We start from the raw sequence: 330 nt of genomic DNA, 5'->3' as shown, positions 1-330 counted from the left end.
GCCTGCCCAGTGCTACAGCCAAGGTCTACCTGGTCAAGCGATGGGTAAAAATAACGCCTGGCGGTGATGCCTGATTCACTCAGCCTGTTGAGTACGGCCAAGGCCTGTGCCTCTGATTCGAAAACGACGGGCATGTAGGCATGGTTTGCACTTGCCCCAGTGTGCAGCTTTTGACGTTGCAGTGAAGCTGGCAGGTGTTCATCGTAATACCGTGTTACTGCGGCACGTGCATTGAGGTTGGCTTCAATCTCATCCAGTACACACAAACCCATGGCTGCCCGGAAAGTATTGAAGAGCTGGGCATCAATGCAAGATGAACGAATTCCAGGC

Annotated in this window: 1 protein-coding gene; it reads right to left on the bottom strand. The window is 53.0% G+C overall.

Annotated elements, in window-relative coordinates; genetic code table 11:
* On the bottom strand, positions 1-330 hold a 330-nt coding region (locus RMT89_RS41915; protein WP_315889004.1), incomplete at both ends, for a DegT/DnrJ/EryC1/StrS family aminotransferase.

The organism is Streptomyces sp. P17 (assembly GCF_032436805.1).
In the GTDB taxonomy this organism is placed as follows: Bacteria; Actinomycetota; Actinomycetes; order Streptomycetales; family Streptomycetaceae; genus Streptomyces.
This window is presented reverse-complemented; position numbering and strand designations above follow the sequence as displayed.